The sequence below is a fragment of the Leptolyngbya sp. FACHB-60 genome (assembly GCF_014695775.1).
Taxonomy (GTDB): Bacteria; Cyanobacteriota; Cyanobacteriia; order Phormidesmidales; family Phormidesmidaceae; genus Nodosilinea.
On the sequence record NZ_JACJOX010000016.1, the window covers coordinates 75537 to 93018 of the forward strand.

Sequence of the window (17482 nt, forward strand, 5' to 3'; positions counted from 1 at the left end):
GCTATGACTTCGCGCGGCATTTACATTACAGCCAACGACAAAGTGCTAGACCACGCGATCGCCTGCCTTAATAGCATTCGCGCCCATGACCCCAGCATCCCGGTCATGCTGATTCCCTACAACGACGACTATCACCAAGTGGCCGAGGTGCTGGGCCGCGACTACGGGGTTGAGGTTTACCCCGACTTAGAGTTCATTCAGCGGTTGTCAGAAAATTTGCACGGCATTTTTGGCGAGGGGTTCTTTGCCCGGCCCAACCAGTTTCGCAAGCAGGCCTGCTGGTTTGGCCCCTTCGATCGCTTTCTCTACATCGATACCGATGTGGTCGTGTTTAGTGCGATCGCCAAAGTCCTCGACGCCCTCGACGACCACGACTTCATCAGCTACGACTACCAGCATCGGGGCGGCATTCGCAACGTGTTTGCCCCCGCCATTGTTGAGCAAGGGGTCTTCACCGCTGCTGAGCTAGAGGATATGTTCAACTGTGGCTTTTGGGGTTCTAAAAAAGGACTGGTCAGTGAGCAAGACCTCTACGACACCTTTGCTGAATGCGCCGCCCATCCCGACTACTTCGACTTCTCCGAAAAAACCTCTGACCAGCCGATTATCAACTACCTGATTTTGAAGCGCATGGCGCGACGGTTTAACCTGGTGCGCCAGCCCGGCGGCGGCCCTGGCAACTGGGCGGGCAGCCCTCACTTTGTCCAAGAGGGCATGACGCTGAGTGATCCCAACGTAAACAAGCCTCTCGACTATCTACATTGGGCTGGCTATCGCATTCAACCGGGCTGTCCCTACTGGGATATTTGGGCTCACTACCGCTACCTGCGCGACCCCGGCATCCGCCCGGTAGAAGTGCCCACCATCGCACCTTCCCCAATAACCACCTTGAGCCGCAAGGCAGGAAGGCTACTAAGTCGTTTGGGACGCTAGCCATGGCCGAACGAATGGCGCGCTATTGATAAAGAGTAAAATAGCACCAACAATTCATTGGGTCTTCTAGTGGGCATGAACATCCAAGATCCTCAAGCTCACCGTATGGCACAAGAACTGGCAGAACTGACCGGCCAAAGTCTAACCGATGCTGTCAAAATGGCGCTTCAACAGGCTTTGGCTAAATTTAAGGCCGGCAAAACTGCTCCACAGCCCCGCCCCTTGGCCGATCGCCTCAATGAGATTGCGCTGCGCTGTGCTGCCCTGCCTGATTATGACAACCGTAGCGCAGACGAAATTTTGGGCTACGACGAGCACGGGCTACCTAGCTAATGGTGATCGATACTTCAGCGATCGTGGCTATTCTTTTTGCCGAAGCTGAACGGGAAACCTTTAACGAAAAGATTGCTGCCGCCACAACTCGCCTTATCTCAGCCCCTACTTTGGTGGAATGCAGTCTGGTAATTGAATCTCGCAAGCAGGCCTTAGGCCGCGCCGAGCTAGAACTGTTTGTCTACGAAGCAGAAATAACCGTAGTGGCCTTCGATCGGCTGCAAGCTGATTTGGCTGCAACGGCCTGGCGCAACTACGGCAAAGGACGACATCTGGCAGGCCTCAACTTTGGCGATTGCTTTGCCTACGCTCTGGCCAAGTCTAGAAATGAACCTCTGCTGTTTAAGGGGAACGACTTTTCTCAAACGGATATCGCTCAGGCATAACGCTTGCCATCTAGATATCGCTTTATCCCATTCGACCTAAAACAATCGGCCCTGCTGAACTTCTCCTAACGCCGATTGCCCTGTGCCGGAAGAGGCGAGGCGATCGGCGTAGCGGGTGGTTTCGGGCAGGCGGTATTTCGTGCTGCATCGAAGTACCAAATCGATGGCAGTTTCTAGCGTTGTGTAGTGACCGGGAGAAATGTACAGCGGTTTGGTGTTGGCACGGTTGCGCAGCACGGCTCCAATGCGATCGCCCCGATCCATCAGCGGTACCCAGATACCTTTGTCGGGCGGTACCTCAATGTGGGTGCCCACCAGGCGCGACTTGGCGACGCCAACGGTAGGGCGATCGCACAACAACCCCAAATGCGACGCGATCCCCAACCGCCGAGGATGAGCGATCCCCTGGCCATCGCAGAGAATCACATCTGGCTCGGTTTTGAGCTGGGCCAGCGCCGCCAGCACCGCAGGCACCTCCCGAAACGACAGCAGCCCCGGCACGTAGGGAAATACGGTAGGTTGCCGCACCAGCACCTCATCCACCGGAGTCAGATCGGGGAACGACAGCACCACCACAGCGGCGCGGGTGGTTTCGCCCTCATCCTCAAACCCGGCATCCACCCCGGCAACGTAGCGAATGGGGTTGGGGATGCGATCTTCGAGGACAATCTGGGGTGCGAGGGTCTGCTGAAGGGCGATCGCCTCAGCAGGCGTCGTCGGCCAGTTCTCTGGAAACTGAATTTGCATAGTATTGTGCTTTGCCGATCCTAAATGAGTGCTTGTAAATGCTTTGTACCCTTACCCCAATCTCAAACCCTAGACCGTAAACCCTCCAACTGCCGCCATGCTAGGGTGATCATGCCCTTCACCGCCTCACCTTTATGGCTAATCGTCTAGCAGATTCGCCCAGTCTGTATCTGCGAAAGCACGCCGAAAACCCAATCGACTGGTGGCCCTGGTGCGACGAGGCGCTGGAGCGAGCCAAGGTCGATGACAAGCCAATTTTTCTGTCGATTGGTTACTCTAGCTGCCACTGGTGCACGGTGATGGAAGGGGAAGCCTTTTCGGATGAGGCGATCGCATCCTACATGAACGCCAACTTCATCCCTATCAAAGTCGATCGCGAAGAGCGGCCCGATATCGACAGCATCTATATGCAGGCGCTGCAAATGCTCATTGGGCAAGGGGGCTGGCCGCTGAACGTAATGCTGCATCCTGAAACACGGGTGCCGTTTTATGGGGGCACTTATTTTCCGTTAGAGCAGAAGTATGGGCGACCTGGTTTTTTACAGGTGCTCACAACTCTGCGTCAGTTCTACGACACCGAGAAAGCCCGTCTGGCCGAGATCACCGAGGCGGTGATGGGCAATCTGCACCAGGGAGCGCAGTTGCCGGAGACTCCGACGATTCCATCGGCGGATGTGCTCTATGCAGGGCTAACCGCCAACGCCAAAATTCTGGTGCCTTCAGGTCAGGGCACCTGCTTTCCAATGATTCCCTACGCGGCAGCAGTGTTGGGCGGGCGGCGATTTGATCTGGAGCTAGATGTCGCCCACCTCTGCGGCCAGCGGGGACAAGACATGGCCCTAGGCGGCATTTATGACCACGTGGGCGGCGGCTTTCACCGCTACACCGTAGACCCAAGCTGGACGGTGCCCCACTTTGAGAAGATGCTCTACGACAACGGCATGATTGTGGAGTATCTGGCTGACCTGTGGGCCAGCGGGCAGCGAGAACCGGCCTTTGAGCGGGCGATCGCCCTTACCCACACCTGGCTCTTGCGTGAAATGACCGCCTCAGTCGGTTATTTTTATGCTGCCCAGGATGCCGACAGCTTTGTCACCCCCAACGACATCGAGCCAGAAGAAGGTGCCTTCTACGCCTGGCCCTACAAGACGTTGGAATCGACGCTAACCCCTGACCAGCTGCGGGCGTTGGCCAATGCCTTTGCGGTGACCCCTGAGGGCAACTTTGAGGGGCAAATCGTGCTGCAAAGATTTGACCTTGGCCCCCTCTCCAGCGAGGTCGAATCGGCTCTCGGTCAGCTCTTTACCCTGCGCTACGGCACCCCGGCAGCCGAGCTAAAGACCTTTCCCCCAGCAATCAATAATCAGGCGGCTAAAACCCAGACTTGGCCGGGCCGCATTCCGCCCGTGACCGACACCAAGCTGATTGTGGCCTGGAACGGCCTGATGATTTCTGGCTTGGCACGGGCGGCAACGGTGTTGCAAAGCCCCGACTATCTGGCCACCGCTGTAACCGCCGCCGAGCACATTCGCCAGCACCAGTGGATCGGTAGTCGGTTGCACCGTTTGGGCTACGACGGCGTTCCCCAAGTGCAGGCCCAATCTGAAGACTACGCCCTGCTGATCAAAGCATTTCTCGACCTGCACCAGGCTACCTTGGCCATTCCAGGCTCCGCTACCGACACCGACTGGCTGACACTAGCGATTTCAACCCAGCAGGAATTCGACCATTTACTGTGGAGCGCTGACCAGGGGGGCTATGTCAGCACCGCCGCTGGCAAAGATTTGTTGGTACAGGAGCGCCCCTATCAAGACAGCGCGGCACCAGCGGCGAATGGAGTAGCCGTTGCCAACCTCGTGCGTCTATCTCTGCTCACCGACAACTTGGACTATTTAGACCGCGCCGATCGCACCCTGCAAGCCTTTGGCACCGTCATAGAAAAGATTCCTCGCGCTTGCCCCAGTTTGCTGGCGGGACTCAACTGGTTTCGCAACAGCACCGTGGTCAAAGCTGTAGCAGAAATCATTCCTGAACTAGCGGCAGAATACTGGCCAACGACTGTTTTCACGGTTTCCAATGATCTGTCCGCTGAGGCTGTGGGTATGGTGTGCCGAGGCACTACCTGTTTAGCTGTAGCAGATTCTGTGGATAAACTACGGCAGCAGTTGCAAACCCTCCGGCCCCGCTAATCTATGCCTCACAACCCAGATTTGTACCAGGCGCTGTGCGATCGCATTCGCCAGTCGCCCCACCAGCGCATCTCCTTCGCTGAGTTTATGGAGCTAGCCCTCTACCATCCCCAAGGCGGCTACTACACAAGCAAAGAAACCATCCTGGGGTTCGAAGGAGACTTCGTTACCTCCGCCCACTTAGGCCACGACTTTGGTGAGTTGCTGGCCATCCAGTTCGCCGAAATGTGGGAGAACTTGGGTTGCCCCAATCCCTTCTCGCTGGTGGAAATGGGGGCTGGCCAGGGATTGATCGCCGCCGATGCGCTGGGTGCTCTGCAAAACCATTTTCCTGATTGCTTTGCTGCTCTGAGTTATCAAATTGTCGAAAAGTCTGACCGGCTGCGAGCCGCCCAAGAGCAGCGCCTGTCACCCTGGGCTGGACGAGTCACTTGGCTGAATCTAGAAGACATTCCTGACAACAGCATCACTGGCTGTTTTTTTACTAACGAACTGGTCGATGCCCTGCCCGTGCACCAGGTCGTGATGACAGAATCGGGATTGCAAGAAGTCTATATCACCCTAGCCGACGGCCCAGACGCCCCTGTAGTAGAAGTCTTAGATGCTCCATCAACCCCGCGTCTAGCCGACTACTTTGCCTTTGTCGGCATCGACCTAGCCGATCCCCAATACACCCCCGGCTATCGCACCGAAGTTCATCTCGCCGCCCTAGACTGGATGAAAACGGTTGCCACCAAACTCCAACAGGGCTATGTGCTCACCGTTGACTACGGCTACCCCGCCAGCCGCTACTATAGCCGGGCACGTGCCCTAGGAACGCTCCAGTGCTATTACCAGCACGCCCACCACGACAATCCCTACAGTCACCTCGGCCACCAAGACATTACCGCCCATGTCAACTTCACCGCGCTGGAACGCCAGGGTGAGCACTGCGGCCTAGAAACCCTGGAGGCGACGCAGCAGGGCATGTTTTTAATGGCGCTGGGCTTGGGCGATCGCCTCGCTGCTCTAGGTCAAATTCAGGCCAGCGACCCCACCACCGTCAACCTCGCCATCCAACGCCGCGAGAAACTTCACCAGCTGATCAACCCCATGGGCCTGGGAAATTTTGTGGTGCTGGTGCAGGGCAAGGGGCTACTCCCCGCCGCCAAGACACTGAAAGGGCTGACGGTGCCGCCGTTGATGTAGGTGCCGTAAATCTTCAAACATCCCTTTCTAGCCCTTTTTCCTCAGGTGATGATGAACAAAATTCGCTAAGCCTCTACAGGCTCCAGCAGTTTAGTTTGCTGCTGCTCGATCCGGCGGGGCTGGCCCCAAATCACCGTTTCGTGTTTGTAGATCACCATGCCGGGGCGCACGCCCTTGGGCTTGTAGACATGGCGGGGCTGAGTGTAGATCACCGGCACCTGATCGGCCTGGCGGGCACGGCTAAAGTAGGCGGCTAAGTCGGCGACGTAGGCCAGGTCGCGATCGCTGGGCACATCCCCCGCCCCCAACCGCAGCAGCACGTGGCTGCCAGGAATTTCTTGGGTGTGAAACCAGAGGTCGTAGTCGGTGGCCACAGTTGAGATCAGCAGATCGTTTTGGCGGTTGTTGCGGCCCACTAGCACCGGCAGGCCATCGGGAGTCTGTAGACGACGGAAGCCTTCTTCGTTGGCCTTGCGGTCAGTGGGTCGGTAGTCGGGCGAGGCCATATAGCCCTGCTGAATCAGCTCGTTGCGGATGTCGATCAACGCCTCCAAATCCGCCGGTTCGTCGTAGGTGGGGAGCTGGGTCAGGGCCGCCTCTACCTGCTCTAGATAGGCCAATTCGCCCTGCACCTCGGCCAGCAGCGGAGCCACCGCATCCTTGGCTCGCTTCAGTTTTTGATGCTGTTTGTAGAGGCGCTGGGCCTGCTGAATTGCCGTTTTGTCGGGGTCAATGGCGAGGGTAACGGGCGCTCCAGTATCAAAATCCTCCACAGTGAGCTGGGTCAGCCCAGGTTGCCACTGGTGGCTGTAGGTCATTAGCAGATCGGCCTGCTGGCGATATTGGTCGGCCTGGGCCGACTGGTCGAGGCGCTGCCCAAAGGTGTTGCCCTTGAGCCGCAGCTTGTCGAGCACACCCTTGAGCCGCTGCTGAATCTGATTTTTGAGGCGATCGAACTGTTGCAGGGCGATCTCGCGGGCATAGTACTGGTTGAGCAGAGTATTGATATCTGCCACCGGGGCCACCCCCTCCCAGTCGAGCACCGTGTAGCCCCCCTCGGCCCAGCCGGGATAAAAATCCCTCTTCTCCAAACAGGTCAGCCACCGCTGCCACGCGTCAAATAGACGATCCCAGTCGGCCTGGGTTAGGGTATCGGCGGCTTGGTCAGGGGCTAGATGGGCGGCGGAGAGGAGCGATCGCACCAGTGACGAACTCAGCCCCCCATAGCTCTGCATCAGCATTTTCTTGAGCGTAGTGGGCACCAGCGTCACCCGCTCCTGCCAAGAGGCTTGGGATTCCTTCAGGCTGGGCAGCGTATTCATGATCGCCGGGGGCAGCACGTAAGCGTCGCCGGTTTGAATGGGCCGCACCCGCGACTGCTGATCGCTCACCTGGTGGGCAGCCGTCACAATCTGGTTCTGAGCATTGGCCAGAATGACATTGCTGTACTTGCCCATGATTTCAACGTACAGGTGCCACTGGGGCGGGTCGCCAGGGCGAGGGCCAAACTGCAAATCGATTGCGCGCTCCCAAGGGGCAACAGGGGCGATCGCCACCAGCGCCAGCTGGCTGATCTGGTGCTTCAACTGCTGGCTAAAGGTAAACGTATCCTGACCCTTGGGTGGCGCATCACCTATGTGCAGCCGCGCTGCCTGGGGGTGCCAAGAAATCGTCAGCCAGCTGCGGCGATCGAGAGTTCTAAGCGCCAGCGCCAGGGTGGTCGTGTCGATCTGCACCACCGTCTCGCAGCGGGCGGGCACCCAGTCAGCCTCAAGGCTTTGGCAAAGGGCCATCAGAGTAGTAAAGTCAACCGGCTGCACAACACAATCCTCCAAGCTGAGACAGGGTAAGCAGGGCACTCCTAAAGCTAGATTAGCTAGAGAAACCCGATAAAGGGCTAAGAAGACCCGATTGAGCTGCCCCTAGGCCGAAAGATGTAGCCTAGGGAACGAAATCGCCAAAAATCTGAAATTTCGCCCGATATTAGCCCTCAGCACTAGATGGATTCGTTAGTATGGCAATAAGTCTGATCTGGGCTCAAATGTAGAGCATAGTGCCAAAAAGCCTCGGGTTTTCTGGCCAGTCGGGGATAACCCTGGCGTTAGCACTAGCACCTCCCGTTATCGCCCTTCTATATATTATGGACATCAAGCTTATCAATATCGGCTTTGGCAATATCGTATCGGCCAATCGGGTGATTGCCATCGTTAGCCCCGAGTCTGCCCCCATTAAGCGCATTATCTCCGACGCTCGCGAGCGGGGGCAGCTCGTCGACGCTACCTACGGTCGCCGCACCCGTGCCGTCATCATCACCGACTCAGGCCACACCATTCTGTCCGCCATTCAGCCCGAGACCGTCGCCCACCGTTTTGTCAGCGGCAAAGATGGCGACGGGAAGGGGTAGAACGATGAGGAGTTGAGGAAGGTGAGGCGGTAGGAGAGGAGTGTAAAGTGAAAAGTTCAAAATTTTGAATTCTCAATTTTGAACTCATCCATCTCCTCATTCCTCTATCTTCCTCATCCCCTCATCCTCCGACACCGCTTGGTAGACTACTAGGAGGTCGTTACCCTACCCGCGCCATGCCCGCCGATCGCCCTGAATCTATTGAGAAAATTGTGGCCCGCTTTCAAAAGGCCGCTGACCCCAAGCGTCGCTACGAGCAGCTGCTGTGGTTTGCCAAGAAACTCGACCCCCTGCCCGAAGAGTACAAAACCCCCGAAAATAAGGTGCCAGGCTGCGTCTCCCAGGTGTTCGTGGTAGCTGATTTAATTGATGGCAAAGTGGTTTATCAGGCTGACTCTGATGCTCAGATCACCAAAGGGCTGGTGGCACTGCTGATCAAAGCCCTGAACGGCCTTACCCCCGACGAAATCGTCACTCTCACTCCCGATTTCATCAAAGACACTCAGCTCGATGTCAGCCTCACACCGTCGCGGGCCAACGGCTTCTACAACATTTTTAAGACCATGCAGCAAAGGGCTCGGGGACTGCACGATGGGGCGGCCCCGGGGGCGCTGCTGAGCTAACTTCAGCCCCGCCATCCATAAGGGTAGACAGGCCACGGCTCTGGCACTTCCTCAAACTTTGGTAAACTTTGGAATGCGATTCAGCCTTGGTTGAATTTCGTCTGCATTCCTTCTGCCACTGGTTGGGCCTAATTCCATGAGCGAGTACAGTATTTTCACCTCTGAGTCGGTGTCTGAAGGCCATCCCGACAAAATGGCTGACCAGATCTCCGACGCCGTTTTAGACGCCATTCTTAAAGAAGACCTGCATGCCCGAGTAGCGGTCGAAACCCTGGTTAAAACCGGCATGGCCGTGATTGCTGGGGAGGTGCGCACCAACACCTATGTCGATTTAGAAGACATTGTGCGCAACGTGATTTTGGCCATTGGTTATGACAGCTCCGATGTGGGCTTTGATGGGGCCTCCTGCGCGGTGCTCAACGCCATTGGCAAGCAGTCGTCAGACATTGCCATGGGCGTCGATGTAGCCACCGACAAAGATTTGGGCGCAGGCGACCAGGGGCTGATGTTTGGCTACGCCACCAACGAAACCGATACCCTGATGCCCGCCCCGATTTACTACGCCCACCGGCTGGTAGAGCGGCAGGCCTCCCTGCGTAAGCGCGGCGTACTGCCTTGGCTACGCCCCGATGCCAAGAGCCAGGTAACCCTGCGCTACGACAATCTCAAGCCGGTGGCAGTCGAGGCGGTGGTGCTCTCGACCCAGCACGACCCCGATATTTCTCAAGCCGACATCCGCGAAGCGGTGATGGAAGAGATCGTTAAGCCGGTGCTGCCCAACAATTGGCTTCACGCCGATACCCAGTATCACATCAACCCCACCGGACAGTTCATCATCGGCGGCCCCGTGGGCGACTGCGGCCTCACCGGGCGCAAAATCATTGTCGATACCTACGGCGGCATGGCTCGCCACGGCGGCGGCGCATTCTCGGGCAAAGACCCTACTAAGGTCGATCGCTCGGCGGCCTATGCTGGGCGCTACGTAGCCAAAAATATTGTGGCGGCGGGCCTAGCCGATCGCTGCGAAATTCAGGTCTCCTACGCCATTGGGGTGGCTCAGCCCACCTCGATCTCAATTAACACCTTTGGCACAGGCAAGATTGCTGACGGGGCGATCGCAGAGCTAGTGCGCAAACACTTTGACCTGCGCCCCCAGGGCCTGATCGACATGCTCGATCTACGCCGTCCCATTTACCAGCAGACAGCGGCCTACGGCCACTTTGGCCGCGAACTGCCCGACTTCACCTGGGAAAAAACCGACAAAGCCGACTTGCTCAAGACCGCTCTTTAGGGCGTGACTTAAGCAAGCACGACACAAAGGGGGGGCGGTCAGCTGACCGTCACCCCCCTTTGTAATTGAGTTTATAAATTGATAAAACCTTCTACTGATTGATGACGGTGATCTGGTGGGGCAGAGCGGATTCGTCGTTGGGCTCGCTCTGGGTGCCGTGGTCGTGGTCTTTAGCGTCTTCAGTGCGGCGACGGCTCAGCAATTCCTTTAGGGGGTCGCGCTTTTCTTCAGACATGTGAATTTGAATGTTTGGCCCCGATCGCGCCAGGCGAATGACAAGGCCGTCTTCTACAGCGACTTCGGTAATGCGACGACCGTCGAGGTAGGTACCGTTGGTGCCGATGCTTTTCACCGCCCAGCCGGCCTCGGTGCGGTGGATTTCGACGTGGTGGCGAGAGACCACAGCGCTGTATAGAACCACGTTGTTATCGGTCGATCGACCAATGCGAATCACCGATTCTTGGTCAAAAGACCAGCTCTGCACTGGAGTTTTGTGCAGAGGATGGAGCAGCGAGAGGGTAATCACATTACTCAATCAAAAACGATCCCTGTAGTGTCTAATCATAGAAGAGTCTGACGAAGCCAACCCCCATTTTAGGATTCTCAGCCGCTGACGGTTGGTAGGCGCCATCTATCTCCAGGACTGTTGAGCAGCCTGCTTAGATAATAGTTCAGTACCGCAGCAATTCAGAGAGGAGTGAAACCCCTGGTCAGTAGCTTTAGCTCGTAGCAATCGCTGCCAGGTCGAGGTCGCCTACCGCTGAGCGATCGAGCAGCCAACGCAGTTCTCCTTGGGGACGCACCAGTCGAGAGGGATAGGCCTGGTCGTCACCATCGGTGGCAAACACCTGGGCCAGGGCAGCCTGTTTGTCAGCCCCGGCTACCAAAAACATGACCCGATGGCTGTGGTTAATCAGCGGGGCGGTAAAGGTGAGGCGAGGGTCATTGCCCTTTTGGCCCACGGTAATCAGGTGATCGTCTACCCCCAACGCCTCTGTGTGAGGAAAGAGGGATGCGGTGTGGCCATCGTCGCCCATGCCCAGCAAAATTAGGTCAAAGCGGGGTACCTGATTAGGGCCGAGGCCCTGGAGCCCGCCAAAAGTCGACCTGACCATCGCCTCGTACTGGCGGGCCGACGCTGCTGGATCCCCCTCCAGGGTAGGAACATACAAAATGTGGTCGGGCGGAATGGGCACCTGGTCGAGCCAGGCGGCCTTGGCCATGCCTCCGTTGCTATCGGGATGGTCGAGGGGCACGTAGCGCTCGTCGCCCCAAAAAATGTAGAGTTTTTCCCAGGGCAGGTCTTGCTCGGCCAGGCCGCTGTAGAGGGGCTTGGGGGTGCTGCCACCTGCTAGGGCCAGGGTGCAGTAATCGTGGTCGGCTACGGCGCTGTGGATGGCCTCGACCACCAGGGCCAGAGCCCGCTGCACCAGGGCAGGCTTGTCAGGCAAGATCTCAAGCTGCGGCGCGGTCATAGGCAGGGGTTACCAAATAGGGCTCTAGCGGGTCTCGGGGCTAGACACTCAAAACATTCTGATTGTTTCTCACCAGCAGACTAACGTAGTTATTACCCCACCGCCGATGGCTTAAGCTTTAATTTTGAAGCCAGAACTCAGTTGGGTGAAGGCGTTGGTTGACAAGCCGCCCAAAACCTTGAAAGCTTACGGTTAGCTCTGTACCCTGCGATCGCATCTCGCCCCATGCAACTGACCCCTCAGGAAAAAGACAAGCTGCTGATTTTTACTGCGGCCCTGGTGGCCGAACGCCGTAAAGACCGAGGGCTAAAGCTCAACCACCCCGAGGCCGTTGCCTACATTTCTGCGGCCATTTTAGAGGGGGCGCGCGATGGGCGCACGGTGGCCGACCTGATGAGCTATGGCACCACCCTGCTGAGCCGGGCCGATGTGATGGATGGGGTAGCGGAGATGATTCACGATGTGCAGGTGGAGGCTACCTTCCCCGACGGCACCAAGCTAGTTACTGTTCACGAACCCATTCGGTAGGGCGATCTATGGCTGTTTCTGGCTCTAACCCAGGGGAGATTGTACTGGACGCTAATGCGATCGAGGCTGTGCTGGGAGCATTGGTGACCCAGCTCGATGCCTATGTGTTTCCGGAGGTGGCGGAAAAAATTCAGGCTGACATTGAGCAGCGCTTAGAGGCTGGGGGTTACGGCGAGATTACCGGCGGGCAGCAGCTGGCCGATACGCTAACGGCTCAGCTGCAGGAGATGAGCGGCGATCGCAACCTGCGCCTGCATTTCAGCCCTGTTCCTTTGCCTCACCTGGAGCCTGACACCGCACCCGACGCCGCCGAGATTGAGCGCCAGTATCAGGCCAGCCGCCGCCGCAATTTTGACTTGAACAAAGTTGAGCGCCTGCCGGGCAACGTGGGCTACATTCAGCTGTTTAGCTTTGAGCCGCCGGAGTTTGCCGGCGACACCCTGGCCGCCGCCATGACTCTGGTGGCCCACACCGATGCCCTGATCTTTGACCTGCGCCACAACCAGGGGGGCTCCCCAGCTACAGTGGCGCTGCTGTGCAGCTACCTACTCCCTGCCCACCCACCCGTTCACCTCAACGACCTGTACTGGAGTGAGACTGACGAAACCCACCAGTGGTGGACGGTGCCCTACGTGCCAGGGCAGCGCTACCTCGACAAGCCAGTCTTTGCTCTCACCAGCCCTGAGACCTTCTCAGCGGCGGAGGAGTTTGCCTACAACCTGCAAGTGCTGAAGCGCGGGGCCGTGGTGGGTGAAACCACGCGCGGCGGGGCCAATCCGGGGCGTGGCTTTCGCCTGCACGACCACTTTTGGGTGTTTATGCCCACGGGTCAGGCGATCAACCCCACCACCGGCAAAAATTGGGATGGTACAGGGGTGATCCCCACCGTTAAGGTACCGGCAGAAACGGCTCTCGATACGGCTCACCTGATGGCCCTCAACCACCTGCTAGAGGCAGATCCTAAGGGCGTTGCCCGCCGCGAGCTAGAGGAAACCCTGCCCAGAGTTGAGCGATCGCTTCAGCAAAAGCGCCAAGACTTAATTGCCAACCTAGGAGGCCCGACATGATTCCTGGAGAACTGCTGCCCGCTGAGGGTGAGATCGAGCTCAACGCGGGTAAAGCTACCGTGACGCTGGCGGTGGCCAATACGGGCGATCGCCCCATTCAGGTCGGCTCTCACTTTCACTTTTTTGAGGTGAATGCGGCGCTGAGCTTTGAGCGCGATCGGGCGCGGGGGATGCGGCTCGATATCCCCGCCGGAACTGCGGTGCGCTTTGAGCCGGGCGATGAGCGCGATGTGACTCTGGTGCCGTTGGCTGGGGAGCGACGGGTCTACGGGTTTAATGCCCAGGTCGAAGGGGCGCTGTAGCCCAGATTTTGTCGCCCTGTAGCAATGAATAATTTTAAAGTCTAAGCGCCAGCTCAAAGACTTTTATCTGAGAGCAACTGAGCCACCTACGACGGTCAGATTCACTTAGTGGAGCTTTAGTGAGCCAGCGGGAGAGGCAAGGGCCTGCGTAAGGCTCATGATGTAGAGGGGTGATTGAATGAATAATGCTAGTCCCTCACGACTTTACCTCGGATGCGGCGGTAGATTTTTTCGGCCTCGACCCAGACAAATAGCAGGGTGCTAAAGCCAAAGCAGATCAGCAGTTCGAAGGGGCTGAGCAGGTGGGTGCCAAAGAAATTTCGCAGTGGCTCTACGTAGATCAGCATAAGTTGGAGCACGCAGGTTAGAATTACCGCGCCCAGCACAAAGGGGTTTGACCAGGGCGACATTTCTACTGTGAGGCGACTGCCAGAGCGCACGGCGATCGCATGGCCCATCTGAGCCAAACAGAGGGTAGTAAACACCATCGTCTTCCAGCGATCGGGGTCGCCGCCCTGCTGAGACCAATGGTAGGCCCACACCATCATTGACACCGAGATAACGGCAAACACTACGCCGATGCGAAGCATATAGGCCCCCAATCCACGGGCAAAAATGCCCTCTTGGGGGTCGTGGGGAGGCTGCTCCATGACATCGGGTTCGGCCGGTTCTACCGCCAGAGCCAGAGCTGGAAAACCGTCGGTGACCAGGTTCATCCACAAAATTTGCAGCGGGCTCAGGGGCACATCTAAAATCGGCAGCAGCAGCGGCGACAGGGCAATGGTGAGCAGTTCGCCAATGTTGGAGCCAAGAATGTATTTCACAAAGCGACGAATGTTGGTGTAGACCACCCGGCCCTCTTCGGTGGCGGCAACGATCGTGGCAAAGTTGTCGTCAAGCAGCACCATGTCGCTGGCCTCTTTGCTCACGTCGGTGCCGGTAATGCCCATAGCAATGCCGATCTCGGCCTGTTTGAGGGCTGGGGCATCGTTGACGCCGTCGCCGGTCATGGCGACGATCTGGTGGTCTTTTTGCAGGGCTTTGACAATGCGGAGCTTGTGCTCAGGCGACACTCGGGCATAGATGTTGACCTCTTTGACCACGGCCTCTAGCTCGGCCTGGCTCATGGCCTCTAGCTCAGCGCCGCTGAGGGATTTGGCCTCGGCATCGGCAATGCCCAGGTCTTGGGCGATCGCCATCGCGGTCAGCTGGTGGTCGCCGGTAATCATCATCGGGCGAATGCCAGCGGCCCGGCAGCGCTGCACCGCCACCCGCACCTCGGGCCGCAGGGCGTCGATCATGCCCACTAGGCCCAGCCACACCAGGTCGCGCTCGGCCAGATCGGGGTCACCCTCATCGGGCACCGTGGTGATGGGGCGGTAGGCAAAGCCCAGCACCCGCAGCCCCTGAGCAGCCATTTCAGCACTGTTGTCTAGAATGCGCGATCGCATCTCCTGATCTAGCTCAAACTGCTCTGTCTCCTTCAAACCGCTGGTGCAGCAGTCGAGCAGCATCTCGGGCGACCCCTTGGCCAGCATGAGATAGGGAACGTTAGCCAGAGCTTTGGGCAGCGCCAGATCGGCGGCCAGGGTATCTACGCCACTAAACACCACGCTCATGCGCTTGCGCTCTGAGGAAAAGGGAAACTCTACAACCCGCTGCAATTCATGGCCCAGGCGATGGCGATCGAGGCCGCTTTTGGCCGCCATCACCACCAGGGCTCCCTCGGTGGGGTCGCCCATGATGGCCCAGTCGCCGGCCTCCTTTTGCAGCACAGAGTCATTGCACAGCAGGCCATCCACCAGCAGCAGACCGACATCGGGCACCCGGCGAGGGTCTACGGGCTGCCCTTGGCTAATAAATTCCCCCTCGGGGGCGTAGCCCTCCCCGGTAACTTGCAGCGATTGGGAGAGGGTGCGCATTTGCTGCACCACCATTTTGTTCTGGGTCAGGGTGCCGGTTTTGTCAGAGCAAATCGTGGTCACAGAACCCAGGGTTTCGACAGCAGGCAGGCGGCGAATCAGGGCCTGGCGGCGCACCATGCGCTGGGTGCCAATCGCCAGGGTGACGGTAATCACCGCCGGCAAGCCCTCGGGCACCACCGCCACGGCCATACTCAGGGCCACCTCTAGCAGGCGCTCAAAGGCTCCCCAGCCGCCAAAAAACACGCCAGCGCCCACCACAATAGCCACCAGAGTCAGCGACCCGGTGACCAGCACATTGCCCAGCTGGGTCATGCGCTGCTGTAGCGGAGTGGGCTCGGTTTCGACCCCTTGCAGCATGGCGGCAATGCGGCCCAGCTCAGTTTTCATGCCGGTGCCGGTGATCAGCACACGACCCCGGCCCTGCGCTACCTCCGTGCCCTGAAACACCAGGTTCTTGCGATCGGCCAGGCCTGTGTCAGCCGCCAGGGTGCGAGTGGCTTGTTTGTTGACCCCTTGGGCCTCGCCGGTCAGGGCCGACTCGCGCAGCTGCAAGTTGCTGGCTTCTAGCAGGCGACCATCAGCCGCCACCTGATCTCCCGCCTCCAGCAGCATAATGTCGCCGGGCACCAGGTCTTGGGAGGGCACCTCTTGCAGGCGACCGTCGCGCTGCACCCGCACACTGGGCGACGCCATCTGTTTGAGGGCGGCGAGGGCTTTCTCGGCCCGGCTTTCTTGCAGGTAGCCCAGCACACCATTAAGAATGACGATCGCAAAAATCGCGATCGCATCCTTGGGAAATTCTTGATTTCTAAAGGACAGCACCCCCGACACCACCGCCACCGCAATCAGCATCAGCAGCATGATGTTGGTGAACTGGTCGAGCAAAATGCTCCAAGCGGGGCGGCCCCCGACTTCTTCTAGCTCGTTGGAGCCATACTGGCTGCGGCGATTGAGCACCGCTTGAGCCGTGAGGCCGGTGTCGTCATTGCTGTCTAACTGACTGATGGCCTCGTCAATGCCAACCGAATGCCAGGCGGTCGTAGAATTTGGAGAGAGGTCATTCATGCAACGCTACCGGCTACCGTTGAATCTAATGGTATAGCCTTGGCCAAGAGCTACGGAACCGGGCACAAAAATTGATTTTGAAAGTGATTTTGGCACATGACGCTGGGGGTTGACCGAAGGCCAATGCAGTTTGTTCACCAAATTTTGAGGCGGTTCGCGCAGTTACCCCTCCGGGAAACGCTGCTGCTGCTGCTGCCCCTGCTGCTCAGCGGCTGCCTGCGCTACGACCTCACCCTACGCTTTGACCACCAGAGCCACGGCCAGATTTCGCAAACGATTGATTTGAGCGATCGCGGAGCCGCCCTGGCCCAGCCCACCCTGGCCCCCTGGCTAGAGGAGCTGAAGGTGCGATCCCGCCCCCTCGGCGGCCAGCTCAGCCAAAACTCGCAGACCGTTACCCTCACTGTGCCTTTTGGTACCGCTAACGACTTGGGCGATCGCTTTCAGCAGCTCTTTGCTAGTGCCAGCGACTTAGCGATCGAATCAGCCGCAGCCGGAGAAATACCCCCGTCAGACCGCCCCACCTACCTACAAGTGCCCGGCTGGGAGCCCGTCCCCTTTGCCCTAGACATCGACCAAACCAACTGGCTGCTGGCCAGCCGCACCCACCTTACCTACACCCTCGACCTGCGCCAGCTGCCTCCCAACGGCGATAGCTCAGCCGACCCCGCCCCCTGGGCAGACCTGCGCTTTCGACTGCAAGTGCCCTGGGGCCTGGCCCAACTTGCACCCACCGCCACCCCCCCTATTCAGCAAGACGCTACCGGAGCCACCTGGCAGCTTGAGCCAGGCCAGATCACCTTCATTGATGCCGCGTTCTGGCTGCCCAACGCGATCGCCCTCGGCACCCTCGGTATAGCCGCTCTAGTGCTCGCTGGCTATGGCCTCCGCTACCGCATCTTCAAACCCAAGTTCCCTACCCCCTAAGCACTCCCCCACCCTTTCCTTCGACTTGTAGAGCGCTACGCCAGCAGAACCCAAACTCCCTCACCTTCCCCATCTTCCTCATCTCTTGACTTTACTCAC

General features: G+C 58.3%; 17 protein-coding genes. 12 read left to right on the forward strand and 5 right to left on the reverse strand.

Annotation, left to right across the window (positions count from 1 at the left end):
- The first annotated feature begins 3 nt into the window (after positions 1-3).
- From H6F57_RS04440 to H6F57_RS04450, 3 genes are all read left to right on the forward strand, one after another.
- Positions 4-933, forward strand: coding sequence for an Npun_R2821/Npun_R2822 family protein (locus tag H6F57_RS04440; RefSeq protein WP_190626440.1), 930 nt, complete (start codon positions 4-6; stop codon positions 931-933).
- Between the two features lie 69 nt (positions 934-1002).
- Positions 1003-1266, forward strand: a complete 264-nt coding sequence (locus tag H6F57_RS04445; protein WP_190626441.1) for a type II toxin-antitoxin system VapB family antitoxin — start codon at positions 1003-1005, stop codon at positions 1264-1266.
- On the forward strand, positions 1266-1652 hold the full coding sequence (locus tag H6F57_RS04450) for a type II toxin-antitoxin system VapC family toxin (protein WP_190626442.1): 387 nt from the start codon (positions 1266-1268) through the stop codon (positions 1650-1652). The genes H6F57_RS04445 and H6F57_RS04450 overlap by 1 nt, the downstream gene beginning before the upstream one ends.
- A 36-nt stretch (positions 1653-1688) precedes the next feature.
- On the opposite strand, the gene nfi is transcribed toward H6F57_RS04450, so the two are convergent.
- Positions 1689-2399, reverse strand: coding sequence for a deoxyribonuclease V (gene nfi / locus H6F57_RS04455; protein ID WP_190626443.1), 711 nt, complete (start codon positions 2397-2399; stop codon positions 1689-1691).
- Between the two features lie 134 nt (positions 2400-2533).
- Between nfi and H6F57_RS04460 the strand changes: the two genes are divergently transcribed.
- Positions 2534-4588, forward strand: a complete 2055-nt coding sequence (locus tag H6F57_RS04460; protein ID WP_190626444.1) for a thioredoxin domain-containing protein — start codon at positions 2534-2536, stop codon at positions 4586-4588.
- A 3-nt stretch (positions 4589-4591) separates the two neighbouring features.
- Entirely contained in the window at positions 4592-5776 is a 1185-nt protein-coding gene (locus H6F57_RS04465; RefSeq protein ID WP_190626445.1) for a class I SAM-dependent methyltransferase, read from the forward strand.
- Positions 5777-5841: 65 nt separating this feature from the next.
- Here the strand turns inward: H6F57_RS04465 and H6F57_RS04470 are convergent, their stop codons facing one another.
- Positions 5842-7596 carry an NFACT RNA binding domain-containing protein gene (locus H6F57_RS04470; protein ID WP_190626446.1) on the reverse strand — a complete coding sequence of 585 codons (1755 nt, stop codon included), beginning with the start codon at positions 7594-7596 and terminating at the stop codon, positions 5842-5844.
- A 320-nt stretch (positions 7597-7916) separates the two neighbouring features.
- Here H6F57_RS04470 and H6F57_RS04475 point away from each other — a divergent pair, with 320 nt between their 5' ends.
- From H6F57_RS04475 to metK, 3 genes are all read left to right on the forward strand, one after another.
- Entirely contained in the window at positions 7917-8180 is a 264-nt protein-coding gene (locus H6F57_RS04475) for a DUF370 domain-containing protein (RefSeq protein ID WP_190626447.1), read from the forward strand.
- A gap of 176 nt (positions 8181-8356) precedes the next feature.
- The gene (locus tag H6F57_RS04480) at positions 8357-8803 is read left to right on the forward strand and encodes a SufE family protein (protein ID WP_190626448.1); all 447 of its coding nucleotides are present in this window, start codon (positions 8357-8359) and stop codon (positions 8801-8803) included.
- 136 nt (positions 8804-8939) lie between these two features.
- Positions 8940-10094, forward strand: a complete 1155-nt coding sequence (metK, locus tag H6F57_RS04485) for a methionine adenosyltransferase (protein WP_190626449.1) — start codon at positions 8940-8942, stop codon at positions 10092-10094.
- 91 nt (positions 10095-10185) lie between these two features.
- Here metK and H6F57_RS04490 read toward each other — a convergent pair whose 3' ends face one another.
- Entirely contained in the window at positions 10186-10620 is a 435-nt protein-coding gene (locus H6F57_RS04490; RefSeq protein ID WP_190626567.1) for an FHA domain-containing protein, read from the reverse strand.
- 193 nt (positions 10621-10813) lie between these two features.
- On the reverse strand, positions 10814-11569 hold the full coding sequence (gene pgl / locus H6F57_RS04495; protein ID WP_190626450.1) for a 6-phosphogluconolactonase: 756 nt from the start codon (positions 11567-11569) through the stop codon (positions 10814-10816).
- Between the two features lie 225 nt (positions 11570-11794).
- Between pgl and H6F57_RS04500 the strand changes: the two genes are divergently transcribed.
- From H6F57_RS04500 to H6F57_RS04510, 3 genes are read left to right on the forward strand one after another with little or no spacing between them, the layout of a single operon-like run.
- On the forward strand, positions 11795-12097 hold the full coding sequence (locus H6F57_RS04500; protein WP_073606824.1) for an urease subunit gamma: 303 nt from the start codon (positions 11795-11797) through the stop codon (positions 12095-12097).
- Between the two features lie 8 nt (positions 12098-12105).
- Positions 12106-13164: a S41 family peptidase gene (locus H6F57_RS04505; protein WP_190626451.1), complete on the forward strand. Its 1059-nt coding sequence runs from the start codon at positions 12106-12108 to the stop codon at positions 13162-13164.
- Positions 13161-13466 (forward strand): urease subunit beta, encoded by a 306-nt coding sequence (locus H6F57_RS04510; RefSeq protein WP_190626452.1) that lies wholly within the window; start codon positions 13161-13163, stop codon positions 13464-13466. The genes H6F57_RS04505 and H6F57_RS04510 overlap by 4 nt, the downstream gene beginning before the upstream one ends.
- 188 nt (positions 13467-13654) lie before the next feature.
- On the opposite strand, the gene H6F57_RS04515 is transcribed toward H6F57_RS04510, so the two are convergent.
- Positions 13655-16456, reverse strand: coding sequence for a cation-translocating P-type ATPase (locus H6F57_RS04515; protein ID WP_190626453.1), 2802 nt, complete (start codon positions 16454-16456; stop codon positions 13655-13657).
- A 123-nt stretch (positions 16457-16579) separates the two neighbouring features.
- Here H6F57_RS04515 and H6F57_RS04520 point away from each other — a divergent pair, with 123 nt between their 5' ends.
- Positions 16580-17383, forward strand: coding sequence for a DUF3153 domain-containing protein (locus H6F57_RS04520; protein ID WP_190626454.1), 804 nt, complete (start codon positions 16580-16582; stop codon positions 17381-17383).
- The last annotated feature ends 99 nt before the right edge of the window (positions 17384-17482 follow it).

Coding starts and splice junctions, on each gene's coding strand:
- H6F57_RS04465 (WP_190626445.1), top strand. CDS start 4,592: ATGCCTCACAACCCAGATTTGTACCAGGCGCTGTGCGATCGCATTCGC.
- H6F57_RS04510 (WP_190626452.1), top strand. CDS start 13,161: ATGATTCCTGGAGAACTGCTGCCCGCTGAGGGTGAGATCGAGCTCAAC.
- H6F57_RS04440 (WP_190626440.1), top strand. CDS start 4: ATGACTTCGCGCGGCATTTACATTACAGCCAACGACAAAGTGCTAGAC.
- H6F57_RS04505 (WP_190626451.1), top strand. CDS start 12,106: ATGGCTGTTTCTGGCTCTAACCCAGGGGAGATTGTACTGGACGCTAAT.
- metK (WP_190626449.1), top strand. CDS start 8,940: ATGAGCGAGTACAGTATTTTCACCTCTGAGTCGGTGTCTGAAGGCCAT.
- H6F57_RS04475 (WP_190626447.1), top strand. CDS start 7,917: ATGGACATCAAGCTTATCAATATCGGCTTTGGCAATATCGTATCGGCC.
- H6F57_RS04460 (WP_190626444.1), top strand. CDS start 2,534: ATGGCTAATCGTCTAGCAGATTCGCCCAGTCTGTATCTGCGAAAGCAC.
- H6F57_RS04500 (WP_073606824.1), top strand. CDS start 11,795: ATGCAACTGACCCCTCAGGAAAAAGACAAGCTGCTGATTTTTACTGCG.
- pgl (WP_190626450.1), bottom strand. CDS start 11,569: ATGACCGCGCCGCAGCTTGAGATCTTGCCTGACAAGCCTGCCCTGGTG.
- H6F57_RS04520 (WP_190626454.1), top strand. CDS start 16,580: ATGCAGTTTGTTCACCAAATTTTGAGGCGGTTCGCGCAGTTACCCCTC.
- nfi (WP_190626443.1), bottom strand. CDS start 2,399: ATGCAAATTCAGTTTCCAGAGAACTGGCCGACGACGCCTGCTGAGGCG.
- H6F57_RS04450 (WP_190626442.1), top strand. CDS start 1,266: ATGGTGATCGATACTTCAGCGATCGTGGCTATTCTTTTTGCCGAAGCT.
- H6F57_RS04480 (WP_190626448.1), top strand. CDS start 8,357: ATGCCCGCCGATCGCCCTGAATCTATTGAGAAAATTGTGGCCCGCTTT.
- H6F57_RS04515 (WP_190626453.1), bottom strand. CDS start 16,456: ATGAATGACCTCTCTCCAAATTCTACGACCGCCTGGCATTCGGTTGGC.